This window comes from Microcoleus sp. PH2017_35_SFW_U_B (genome assembly GCF_020737865.1).
Taxonomy (GTDB): Bacteria; Cyanobacteriota; Cyanobacteriia; order Cyanobacteriales; family Microcoleaceae; genus Microcoleus.
In genome coordinates, this window is record NZ_JAEQDE010000051.1 from 78,164 (window position 1) to 89,848 (window position 11,685).

An 11,685-nucleotide genomic window follows, 5' to 3' on the forward strand; every position below is an offset into this window, starting at 1 on the left:
GATAGATATGCGATCGCACAATCCAATATCTCGTAGGGGCAGGTTCACCAACAATAATCGCCTAAAACAGACAATCTCAAAAACCTGCCCTCCCCAGCCGAGATTTATATTCACATTTATCTCGTAGGGGCAGGTTCACCAACAATAATTGGCTAAAACAGACAATCTCATAAACCTGCCCTCCCCAGCCAAGATTCACATTTTACCAATAAATTCGCGGTACATTTATTTGGTTGGTGGGGTGGGGGCGGGTTTAGGAAATTGTTGATTTTTGTCATGAATGGTTGGCGAACCCGCCCCTACAAGAATCGTGGTTGATTTACTGGATACGATACTTAATCACCCATATTTAAATTCATTCATACCCACCTATTTATGAGTCAAAACCATCCCCCTATTCCTCGCTTAGATTTAGCTCCTAAACTGAAACGTCCTCTTTCTTTGTGGAATCCTTTAGACTACCTGCGATTATTATATTGGGTGTTTTACTTCCCTCAAGCTTTGCGGTGGTATGAGTCTACCTTTGGTGGTGAATCTAGCTTAAAAGATGCCAAAAGCTGGCGAGAAAAGTGGGAATGGTTGCGTCAAAATGCTGTCCAGCGTCAGTTAATTCTACAAGCCTTGGTGTTAATCATTGTTATCCTTATAGGCTTGAGTAGACTTTTGGGGGAAATAGGCATTTCTATCGATTGGGACGTGGCGTCCGCCGTGGGGTTGGGTGTGATGTTCGGGGTGGTGTTAGTGGGATCAGTCCTGTTGTTAGGTGTGGCGTCAGGGGTGGCATCAGCCGTGGTGTTAGTCGTGGGGTCAGTCCTGGCATCAGTCCCGACATCAGGCGTCGCGTCAGTGGTGGTGATGGGCGTGACGTTAGGTGTGGGGTTAGTCCTGGAAGTTCTGATCAGGTCAGGTTTTGGGTTTGGCGTGATGTGGGGCGTGGGGTGGGGCGTGATGTTCGGCGTGGGGCTGGGCGTGATGTGGGGCGTGGCGTCAGCCGTGGTATGGGGCATGGGGTGGGACGTGGCGTCAGCAGTGGAGTGGGGCGTACCGTCAGCCGTGGCATTGGGCGTGGGATTCGGCGTGGCGTCAGCCGTGGCGATCGCACGTCCTGAAAATTGGCTTTTCGCTGTACCGTTCACTCTACTCCAGCGTCAACACCAAAATAGACAATTTCCTCACATTACCCCACTTCCCCTTCCCTACCTGTCTTCTCAAATAGCTAATTGGCTGAGGCTGGATTGGCAAACAGGATTGCATAACACTAACGAACTACTAAAATTTACCCTTCAGTTTATCCCAGTTGTTAAAGCTATAAATCGCGTGCTAGCAGAGACCCCAAAAGAACAACTGATCTATCGAGTCGCTCAATTATCAGAAGATCCTTATGATTGGAATTTAGTGCGTTTTGCCTCAGTTTCTCTCAGTGAAGTAATGAAGTCAAAAGTAGTAGCAGGTTTTTTCATCATCGCACCTTGGAAACAGCAAATTCAAGCTCGATTTCAAACAGAAATACGTTTAAATACTCCTGCCCGTGCCTCTGCTGCTGGTTTCTGGTATCTCCATCAACAAGAACCAGACAAAGCTACAGAAGCTTTTACTGTAGTGCGAGATTTGCTTTATGGAGAGGAGATGCTTACCTTAGCGCAAATTCTCACCGCTTTTGACCAAACAGCAGAACTAGCCGAAATTGCTTCCCTGCAACTGCCACCTTCCCCAAATCCACCTCGGCTGCGCGAGACTACTTGGCAAGCAATTGCTTCTCTACGACGGGTAATTGCCGATGTTCAAGTCGTCCAGAATAGCGTATCTCGTTCTGCCCGTTCCCTTGCCCTCAACCGAGCCTTAGGTCAGCTTGGAACTCTCTTAAATCAGTCAAATATCATACCAAAAACTGAAAGAATTTTAATCCTTAAAATAGTCATAAAATGGGTAGATATATTACTGCAAGTCACAGGTAAAATCGGAGATATTTCAATTACTCAACCGGTCACTAATCCCTATGTAATTGGCGATCCAGTCCAAGGCAATCTATTTGTCGGCCGCGAAGATATCATCAGAGAGCTAGAGGAATTGTGGGTAAAGGGAAATAACCTGCAATCTGTGGCTCTCTACGGTCATCGGCGGATGGGGAAAACTTCGATTTTGTTAAATGCTACCAACTGCTTAGGAGCAAAGGTACGGAGTCGGCGAACTACTAATATTCATCACCGATGCCATTGCCAAAACGGTCAAGATTGCACCTCCAGCCGATCGCGATTTACTCAATCTACCCTATCTCACCTTTGGACGCTACATCGAACAAGTAGTAGCAAATATAGAAAGTGGATTGATCGTTGCTTTAGACGAGTTTGAAAAAATTGAAGAATTGATTAAGGCTGGGAAAATCAATCCAGATTTTATCGGCTTTTTGCGAGGAATACTGCAAATGAGTTCTAAAGTTGCCTTAGCTTTTGCTGGATTGCACACCTTGGATGAAATGACCGGAGATTATTTCAATCCTCTTTTTGCTAGCATTATCCCCATCCGAGTTGGTTTCCTGAGTCTAGGTGCAACTCGCCAAGTTTTAGCCAATCCCGATGATGACTTTATCCTAGACTATAAACCCGAAGCACTCGATCGCATTTATGAACTAACTCACGGCCAACCCTACCTCACGCAACTGGTAGGATTCCTGTTAGTACGCCTCTACAACGATCGAGTATTTGAAATGGGACGCCCCCGCGATCCAATGTTTACCGTAGAAGATGTAGAAACAGTCATCAATGACCCGGAATTTTTCACCAGAGGTCGCTACTATTTTACAGGAGTTTGGGGTCAAGCAGCGGAAGGCGCACCGGGACAACAAGAGATTTTAACAGCATTAGCACCTCACTTACAAGGCATGAATTTCGACAGGCTGAGTACAGAAATAGGGATGGATGAAACAAGTTTACAGGAAGCATTAAAAACTCTGGAACGCCACGATGTTGTTAAAGAAATTAATGGTTGCTACTGTATTGCTGTGGAACTATTTCGCCGCTGGGTTCAGATGTCATTGGGAGGAAGCCACTAAAATCGGGAATGGCGATTCCCTACAGGATAGCTACGCACGCGCGTATCTTGCTGTTTTTCACACAAGGGCGATCGGACTTTGTGAAAACCCAAGCCTCAACGAATTCAAGGAATTGGCAAGTGAATAATTTGGTCTTGATATTCCCCATCAAAAGAACCTCCCGCAATCACAATCAACTCGTCCAGTGTCTCCCCAATACCCATATCGGGGTTGAAGATAAAAATACCGGGTATGTGGCGATTTTGGGCAATGTGATCCGCTAAGTGTACCGGCATTGACTTGCGGTTATTAGTCAGCAGCACAAAGTTATGTACTTCACACCAAATTAGGATTTCTGGATCTAACGTACCTTTGGGAGGAGTATCCGGTTCTCCCACAGCCCGAATTATCAAATCTGATTCCCGCCGGCGCAGTTGGTTAATATAAACTGGATTAACATTTTCATCCATGAGATATTTGAGCATTTTTCGCCTTTTTGCCTTCTCTTTCTGCCTTTAACTGCATCAGTTTCCGCACCGCAGGCGACGGGTTTCGCTGCTGTTCCTCTCGCATTCTGCGTCCCCATTCCAACCAGTCAGCGATGTAATTGCTCACAGATTCTTTGTTGTGAAGATAATACAGAATGGTCGCATAAACTTGTTCTAGACTCAGCGAAGTGTAAATATTGGCAATTTCCTCTGGGGTGCGAGCACGATAAATGTACTCGTACAGGATAGTTTCAATTCCAATCCGCGAATCTTTCAGGCGAATGTCATCAGGTGCTAGAAAGTTGAAGTATTCTTCTAGTTGCACAGTTTAATCCTTCCTTTTTAGCCGATCGTACTGCTAACTATAATTTTACTATAATTCCACTTTTAATTCTAGCGAGGTATGGCTGCGATCGCCCTTTCTGTCTTAGCCTAAACCAAATCAGATATGCGATCGCTCTTTTGGCACAATACTGACCCAACTGGTACAGGCCGCAAAAACTCAGCAACTCTATTTCTAGCATTTCCTAGAGGCAATCCCTCGCGATCGCCCCCGATGTTTCATCTCCAGCCCATGACTATAGTCGGAAAACCCTTTATTCTTGTCGGTGGCTGAATTTATTCCCCGCAAGCGCCCTGGCAATATTCTCAAGGCATTTGCCCAACTAGCTCGACCTCAAGTACACTTAGCTTTGGTCGGAGATGGCATAATTTTGGAGGAAATGCGAGAACTAGCATCAGAATTAGGAATTCAAAAGCAAGTACATTTTTTGGGCTTGCGACGAGATATCCCCATTTTGATTCGTGCCTCAGTAGCTACTCTGATTGCTTCCTCTCAAGAAGGGCTTCCTAATTGCGTCATGGAATCTTTCTGCATCGAAGTCCCCGTCATCGGTATAGAAATTCGAGGCACTCGTGATTTATTAGAAAATGGCAATGGTTTGCTGGTAAAGTTGGGAGATATCAACGGAATAGCACAGCAATGGCATAGATTTTAGACCATCCAGAGGAAGCTCAACATATGAGCAAGCGCGGACGAGAAAATATGGTTAATTATGACCTGCCACATATCCTCAAAGCAATACGAGGCTTTATATGCTGAAGTCAACAATCAACAATCAACAATCAACCCATGAGTAATATTGTTACAGGCGCGGCAGGTTTTATCGGCTCTAACTTAGTCGAAACTCTTTTAAACCAAGGTGAACAAGTAATCGGAGTTGATGAAGTCAACGATTACTACAATCCCGAATTAAAGAGAAAAAATCTCGCTCATTTTGAAAAACATCCAAATTTTAAACTAATTGAGGGTAATATCCTATCTTTGGATTGGAAACCGCTATTAGCAAATGCAGAAGTCATTTACCACCAAGCAGCCCAAGCAGGAGTCCGTGCTAGTTGGGGATACGGTTTCCGCAGCTATACGGAACGCAATATCAATGCAACTCAGGTACTCCTAGAAGCCGCCAAAGATGCACCGCAACTGAAAAAGTTTGTATTGGCTTCGTCTTCGTCGGTGTACGGCAATGCTGAAACTTTTCCTACTTCCGAAACTGCCTGCCCTCAACCAGTTTCTCCCTACGGGATTACCAAATTAGCTGCTGAACGTTTGGCTTCGCTTTATCATCACAATTTTGGCGTTCCCGCAACCATCCTACGCTATTTCACCGTTTACGGGCCTCGCCAGCGTCCCGATATGGCATTTCACATATTTTTTAAGTCAATTTTGCGCGGCGAAGCGATTTCAATTTACGGAGACGGACAGCAAACCCGAGATTTTACTTTTATCAGCGATTGCGTTGCCGCTAATTTAGCTGCCGCTAAAGTGCCGGAATCTGTCGGGGAAATATTTAATATTGGAGGGGGAAGTCGAGTTGCTTTGGCGGAAGTTATTCAGACGATGGAAAGCATTGTCGATCGCCCGATTCGCATCAATTACCTAGAATCGAGCAAAGGAGATGCACGAGATACTAGCGCTGACGCATCGAAAGCTCAGAAAATCTTGGGATATCAGCCACAGGTGTCTTTGAGAGAAGGATTGAGGCAAGAATGGGAATGGGTACAGTCTTTGTACGGTTAGAGTGTGCTTAACTTACTCATATAGAAATCCTAAATAATTAAGATAAATTTGTAGGGTAGTACCTTTCTTTGCCTACCCTATCTATCGGGCAACCGAACGTGGTTCGAGCCCTACAACAATTGTGCAAATGATTTAGGATTGCTATATCAAATCCAATGAGGGATGAAGCTACTGGATATGATCGCACCGAGAAACCCGGTTTCTCGGTGTGATGTTTTTTTGGTGGAGTTATACCAACTTTCATAATTGTTGCAAAATTATTAGGTTTGTAGTCAGGACTTTAGTCATTATTAAGTTTATAGTAAGGACTTTATCTTTCGTTTGCTAACTAATGTTTGTTAACTAAAAATGGCACCAAAAATTAAGATTTATAATTATATAGTCACTGTGGAGATAATGTCAACAGTATTTTTTCGGAATTATAGAAGTGTAAGTAAAATTAACTAGGTTAGCTCCAGTCTAGCTCGCAATCTGTTGCATATATTCTGACAATGCTAAGTTAATTAAAGATTTGATCCAGGTTGCGGATAAGTCTTTACATTGTTGATCGATATTTTGTTATTGTATTAACAAGTTTGATTCGATCGACTGAATTGTTGTACCACAGTCTTACCCTCTAAACAGAACGGCAGTTTCCCCCATGAGAATTTTAGTCACAGGCGGTGCGGGTTTTATCGGTTCCCATCTGATCGATCGCTTAATGGCCCAAGGACACGAGGTAGTCTGCCTGGATAACTTTTACACCGGGACTAAGCGCAATATCCTCAAATGGATGGACAACCCCTATTTTGAGCTGATCCGCCACGACATCACGGAACCGATTCGGTTAGAGGTAGATCAGATTTACCATCTGGCCTGTCCAGCTTCCCCAATACACTATCAGTACAATCCTGTCAAGACAATTAAAACAAACGTCATCGGCACGATGAATATGTTGGGATTGGCGAAACGGGTGAAGGCCAGATTTTTTCTGGCTTCCACATCAGAAGTTTACGGCGATCCAGATGTCCATCCCCAAACAGAAGACTATCGCGGTAACGTTAATTGTATAGGTATTCGCAGTTGTTACGACGAGAATACTGAAATTTTGACAGAAAACGGTTGGGTTCCTTTTCCTAACTTACAGCCGGGAGTTCGCGTAGCAACTCTCAATCCAGACAATCAGATTGAATATCACGTTCCTGACGAGCATATCGTGCAGCCTTATGTGGGTAACTTGCTCCGATTTGCCAATTCTAAATTTGATTTTTGTGTGACTCCCAATCACTGGATGTATGTCAAAAACCGCACTGGTAAATTGAACTTTCTCCAAGCCGATACAGATGTATATTGGCACCATCAAAGAGCCATCACGGGAGCAGAATTTTTAGCGGCAGAACAAGAATGGTTTGAATTAGGAGAACCGCCGCGCAATGCTAAAGTAAATGTCGAACGGGTGCGGATGGATGATTGGCTGGAATTTCTGGGTTATTACATTTCCGAAGGTTGCGTTCACGTCCGCAGGCGAGCGCGAGTCGTTAACGGTTGCGATTATGATATTGCTGATTACAACATATTAATCGCTCAAGTAAATCCAGAAGGACGGACAGCAATAGCAGAGTGTCTCCAGCGGACTCCTTTCAAGTTTTTTGACTCCGACGACCATCAATTTCGGATTTGCAGCAAACAATTAGCAGAAATTTTGCTGCCTCTGGGCAAGTCTGGTGACAAATACATACCGCGAGAATACCTAAATCTGTCTCAGCGACAGTCATTAATTTTGTTCAAAGCTTTGATATTGGGAGATGGCTCTCAAAAAGGAAATGCCTACGCTTATTACACTAAATCAAAGCAATTGGCTGATGACGTACAAGAGTTAGCAATGCGCTGCGGCTATGCAGCAACGGTAGTCAATCATGCAATCGGTCGCGATCTTTATCGCGTTAATATTCGCCCTCCAAAAGATGCAAATCTCGTAACTCCCGAACCAGTTCGTTATGCGGGAAATGTTTATTGTGTCAATGTTAAAAATCACGTAATCTGCGTCCGCCGCAACGGCAAGGCAGCGTTTTGTGGCAACTGTTATGATGAAGGGAAGCGAGTAGCTGAAACCCTATCTTTTGACTACCACCGCCAAAATGGGGTAGACATTCGAGTTGTCCGAATTTTCAATACCTACGGCCCCCGGATGTTGGAAAATGACGGCAGAGTAGTCAGCAATTTTATTGTGCAAGCTTTGCGGAATGAGCCGCTGACTGTGTACGGTGACGGTTCCCAAACCCGGAGTTTTTGCTACGTTTCCGATTTGGTGGAAGGATTTATTCGGTTGATGAATAGCGACAAAATCGGGCCGATGAATTTGGGGAATCCCGGCGAATACACTATCTTGGAGTTAGCACAGAAAATTCAAAATATGATTAATCCAGGGGCGGAAATCATCTTCAAACCGCTGCCACAAGACGATCCAAAACAGCGACAACCGGATATTACTCTTGCTAAAAATTGGTTGGGGTGGGAACCAACTGTGCCGCTGGATAAAGGTTTAGAGTTAACTGTGAAAGATTTTCGCGATCGCATCGAGGGAAACCAAAAGTAGAGAGAGGGAGAGATAGAGGGGGAGAGGAGGAGAGGGGGAGTATTTTTACTTCTTAATTCTTCATTCTTCCCTATTCCCTATTCCCTATTCCCTTTTGCTTCCTCAATCTGCCTGCCATCTGACTAATAAGAACTGTCAACTGTCAACTGTCAACTGTCAACTGTCAACTGTCAACTGTTTACTAACTTTGAGGACATTTCTATGCGTGTTTGCGTCATCGGTACAGGATACGTTGGCTTAGTCACCGGCACTTGCTTGGCCCACATCGGACATCATGTCATTTGTGTAGACAACAACGAAGAAAAAGTTAAATTAATGAAATCGGGACAGTCACCTATTTTTGAACCCGGACTGTCTGAATTAATGTCCTCTGCTTCTCAATCGGGAAATTTAGAATTTACTTCAGATTTAGCAGCAGGAGTGGCTCATGGGGAGATTTTATTCATTGCGGTGGGGACGCCTCCTTTGCCCACTGGGGAAAGCGATACTCGCTACGTGGAAGCGGTGGCGCGCGGCATTGGCGCTCACCTCGACGGCGATTACAAAGTGATCGTAAACAAATCAACTGTACCCATCGGTTCGGGAGATTGGGTGCGGAGGATTGTATTAGATGGTTTGGCTGAACGTCAAAAAGCTCAAAGCGGTGAGGGCGCTACGGGTGAGGAAGTAGCAGCAAAAATTGGTGCTGATTTTGATGTGGTTAGCAATCCAGAGTTTTTGCGCGAGGGTTGTGCTGTTTTCGATACGTTTAATCCCGATCGCATTGTTCTGGGCAGCAACTCTCAGCGGGCGATGGATCTGATGCTACAATTATACACACCAATTGTCGATCGCAAGTTTGCAGAAAATCCGTCTTTGCCTGTGGTACCTGTGGTGATGACTGACATCAGTTCCGCAGAAATGATTAAGTACGCAGCTAATGCTTTTTTGGCTACCAAGATTAGCTTTATTAATGAAGTTGCTAATATTTGCGATCGAGTCGGTGCAGATGTTACCCAAGTAGCGAAAGGTATCGGTTTAGATTCGCGAATTGGTAGTAAGTTTTTGCAGGCTGGCATTGGTTGGGGCGGTTCTTGTTTCCCCAAAGATGTCTCGGCTTTAGTTCACACTGCTGACGATTACGGATATGAAGCGCATTTGCTGAAAGCGGCGGTGGAAGTGAACGAACGCCAGCGCTCGATTGCGATTGAAAAGTTGCAGCAAGTTTTGAAGATTCTTAAAGGCAAAACAATCGGACTTTTGGGTTTGACTTTCAAGCCGGATACTGATGATTTGCGGGATGCTCCTTCCCTGAATTTAATCGAGAATTTAAACAGATTGGGAGCGAAAGTTAAAGCTTACGATCCGATTGTTTCTCAAACTGGGATGCGTCACGGTTTGTCGGGAGTTTTGGTGGAAACCGATGCGGAAAGATTGGCTGACGGTTGCGATGCTTTGGTGTTGGTGACTGACTGGGAACAGTTTCGTAATTTAGATTACGATAAAATGGGCAAATTGATGGCTCATGCGGTGATGATTGACGGCCGCAATTTCTTAGATAAGAAGGTTTTAGAAGCGGCTGGTTTCCAATATGTCGGGATTGGAAGATAAGAAAGAGTTTGGAGGATAACCTCTATCCTGTAAGGTGCGCATTGCGCACCTAGAGCGTCGGTACAGTAGAATATTTTGACAAAAAGAACAAAATATGTATTATGTAGGGGCTCTCGCATGAGGGCGACAGTAGATCGCGATCGCCAACCATTTTTTTGTCCTCATGCGAGAGCCCTGCCAAGGTCTACATCAACATACATACGTACGTATCGGCTCAATAAGTAGGGGTAGCAGTTAATCTAGTTGCCAAGACAAGCCCAAGGGATAAAGAGAAGATTTTTCGCGAATAATAGTGGACAGAGAGGGAATAATTCCAAGTTGAGAAATTCGGTCGCGCACATAACCCTTAAAAACTGATTCCCAACTGACTCCTTAGTAGCAACAAGAGACATAAAAGTATCCCATGCCCTCGTACCCTCAATCGTCTGAGTTGCATAGCTAATATTACGTCGCTGCACAGCAAGTTCGGGCAGCTAACTCAGCGGGATTATTGTGTAAAGGTAATTCAGGGTGCTCTAAAACCCTCAGCAACTCCGATACTTTTGTCGCAGTTAATTGTTTGCGTTCATCCAACAATTCATAGCCGCTTGGAGTTTCAAAAAGCCGCCGAAATTTCGACCTTAAAAGCAGTGCAGCTTCAGGACTGGGAACATCTTTATAAGCTAATAATTCCCGATAATAATCCCAAAAATCTTCGATAAATTTCCCTAAAATTACTTGATGGCAATGGAATACCGGGCTTAACTTCTTGTAATGCCTTCCCTCATGCACCCAACATAATGCTCTATCAGCAGTGATTAACTTGAATTGCGGAGCATCATCACAACAAAGAGTTTGTACGACTGGACAATCAGTTTGCTGATGATAGAAAACAATAGCTGCTGCTTCCCTAATCCTGGTAACTTGTTGAGCACCCAGTTTGGGTACATACTTATTAAGTAGGTGATTAAACTCTGACTCACCCAACACCGTTTCTTGGGGTAATAGCTTGAGAGCATTCTGCCATTTAGCCGGGATTTTGAAGTCCTCAATTAGTGAGAATATCAGTGGATTGAGCATGAATTTTAGTTCTCGTCCTGGCTGTAATCCTCTCAGGACAGTCAGTCTGTCTTTATTCGCTGTTGTGAAGTATACTGTATATAAAGGGTTGCAGATGATATTGGTGGTATGGTTTACTCCAGCTACACGTGCGCCTGTTTGGTCGAAGTGTTGCCAGGGGCTACTCGCTAGTCCTGAATCATAAACTTCTTTTTTCTCGGTTTCAAAACCGGAGTGGTTTTTGATTAGCAGGTTGGATAAATAACCTGCTGAGATGGAAATACCTAGATCGGCTAAAAACTCCAGTAGTTTACCGCATCGTCATATTACCCCCTAGCGTACAAACTGATGATTAAGGCTTTGATTCCTGGTCCAAATTCTCCTTCGTAGCCCATTGGTAATTCTGCTACATAAGTTTTTCGGAGTGAGGGTGAGTAATATTTCTGTTTACGGAACAATATGTTGTCGGTTGCCAAGCTGATATCTTGGATGATTACTTGTTCGTATCCTTTAAATTCTGCGTCTGCTGGCAGTTGGTCTGTGGGGTATTCTAGTATTTCTTCTCGATCTATTTTAATTGTGGCGTTTTTACTGCCTTTTTTGTGCTTTTTTGGTTGGCGTTTTTCGTTCTTTTTCGCTATGAGTGCTGACTTTTGAATCCTTTGGAGTTGGCTTTGATGTCTGGTTTTCCTTGTTCTCCCTTCAATCGGTTGTTTTCATCTTTCAACCGTTGATTCTCTGACTCCAAGTCTTTGACTTTTAATTGTAATTGCTCTATTAGGTTCAGTAAGGGACTCGCGGACAAATAAAATACCAGTCAAAATGGGATAATCGTGATATCCCATTTTGGTAAAGTTTCAGAACGTTGCCATGAGGGCAAATATTG

General features: G+C 44.2%; 9 protein-coding genes and 3 pseudogenes. 9 read left to right on the forward strand and 3 right to left on the reverse strand.

Annotated elements, in window-relative coordinates; translation table 11 throughout:
* Window positions 1-375 precede the first annotated feature (375 nt).
* Complete coding sequence (locus tag JGK36_RS15030) at window positions 376-2,349, forward strand: hypothetical protein (RefSeq protein ID WP_293200990.1); 1,974 nt, start codon at window positions 376-378, stop codon at window positions 2,347-2,349.
* Window positions 2,324-3,049, forward strand: a complete 726-nt coding sequence (locus tag JGK36_RS15035; protein WP_293200992.1) for a hypothetical protein — start codon at window positions 2,324-2,326, stop codon at window positions 3,047-3,049. Before JGK36_RS15030 ends, JGK36_RS15035 begins: the two co-directional genes overlap by 26 nt.
* 104 nt (window positions 3,050-3,153) lie before the next feature.
* Here JGK36_RS15035 and JGK36_RS15040 read toward each other — a convergent pair whose 3' ends face one another.
* Window positions 3,154-3,513 carry a DUF5615 family PIN-like protein gene (locus JGK36_RS15040; protein ID WP_293177050.1) on the reverse strand — a complete coding sequence of 120 codons (360 nt, stop codon included), beginning with the start codon at window positions 3,511-3,513 and terminating at the stop codon, window positions 3,154-3,156.
* Window positions 3,491-3,841: a DUF433 domain-containing protein gene (locus JGK36_RS15045; protein WP_293177052.1), complete on the reverse strand. Its 351-nt coding sequence runs from the start codon at window positions 3,839-3,841 to the stop codon at window positions 3,491-3,493. The genes JGK36_RS15040 and JGK36_RS15045 overlap by 23 nt, the downstream gene beginning before the upstream one ends.
* Before the next feature lie 123 nt (window positions 3,842-3,964).
* Here JGK36_RS15045 and JGK36_RS15050 point away from each other — a divergent pair, with 123 nt between their 5' ends.
* The 7 genes and pseudogenes from JGK36_RS15050 (at window position 3,965) to JGK36_RS15080 (ending at window position 9,761) form a co-directional block, all read left to right on the forward strand.
* On the forward strand, window positions 3,965-4,132 hold the full coding sequence (locus JGK36_RS15050) for a hypothetical protein (protein WP_293191575.1): 168 nt from the start codon (window positions 3,965-3,967) through the stop codon (window positions 4,130-4,132).
* Window positions 4,125-4,514 (forward strand): glycosyltransferase, encoded by a 390-nt coding sequence (locus JGK36_RS15055; RefSeq protein WP_293191579.1) that lies wholly within the window; start codon window positions 4,125-4,127, stop codon window positions 4,512-4,514. Before JGK36_RS15050 ends, JGK36_RS15055 begins: the two co-directional genes overlap by 8 nt.
* A 134-nt stretch (window positions 4,515-4,648) precedes the next feature.
* Complete coding sequence (locus JGK36_RS15060; RefSeq protein ID WP_293177054.1) at window positions 4,649-5,596, forward strand: NAD-dependent epimerase/dehydratase family protein; 948 nt, start codon at window positions 4,649-4,651, stop codon at window positions 5,594-5,596.
* A gap of 640 nt (window positions 5,597-6,236) precedes the next feature.
* A pseudogene (locus JGK36_RS15065) lies at window positions 6,237-6,671 on the forward strand (GDP-mannose 4,6-dehydratase); the annotation flags it as partial.
* Window positions 6,672-7,037: 366 nt separating this feature from the next.
* Window positions 7,038-7,517, forward strand: a pseudogene (locus JGK36_RS15070) (LAGLIDADG family homing endonuclease); the annotation flags it as partial.
* Between the two features lie 135 nt (window positions 7,518-7,652).
* Window positions 7,653-8,171 (forward strand): annotated as a pseudogene (locus tag JGK36_RS15075) (NAD-dependent epimerase/dehydratase family protein); the annotation flags it as partial.
* Window positions 8,172-8,372: 201 nt separating this feature from the next.
* On the forward strand, window positions 8,373-9,761 hold the full coding sequence (locus tag JGK36_RS15080; RefSeq protein ID WP_293177056.1) for a UDP-glucose/GDP-mannose dehydrogenase family protein: 1,389 nt from the start codon (window positions 8,373-8,375) through the stop codon (window positions 9,759-9,761).
* A gap of 444 nt (window positions 9,762-10,205) precedes the next feature.
* Here the strand turns inward: JGK36_RS15080 and JGK36_RS15085 are convergent, their stop codons facing one another.
* Window positions 10,206-10,820, reverse strand: a complete 615-nt coding sequence (locus tag JGK36_RS15085) for a hypothetical protein (protein WP_293177058.1) — start codon at window positions 10,818-10,820, stop codon at window positions 10,206-10,208.
* Window positions 10,821-11,685: the final 865 nt, after the last annotated feature.

Coding starts and splice junctions, on each gene's coding strand:
- JGK36_RS15030 (WP_293200990.1), top strand. CDS start 376: ATGAGTCAAAACCATCCCCCTATTCCTCGCTTAGATTTAGCTCCTAAA.
- JGK36_RS15040 (WP_293177050.1), bottom strand. CDS start 3,513: ATGCTCAAATATCTCATGGATGAAAATGTTAATCCAGTTTATATTAAC.
- JGK36_RS15050 (WP_293191575.1), top strand. CDS start 3,965: ATGCGATCGCTCTTTTGGCACAATACTGACCCAACTGGTACAGGCCGC.
- JGK36_RS15060 (WP_293177054.1), top strand. CDS start 4,649: ATGAGTAATATTGTTACAGGCGCGGCAGGTTTTATCGGCTCTAACTTA.
- JGK36_RS15080 (WP_293177056.1), top strand. CDS start 8,373: ATGCGTGTTTGCGTCATCGGTACAGGATACGTTGGCTTAGTCACCGGC.
- JGK36_RS15085 (WP_293177058.1), bottom strand. CDS start 10,820: ATGCTCAATCCACTGATATTCTCACTAATTGAGGACTTCAAAATCCCG.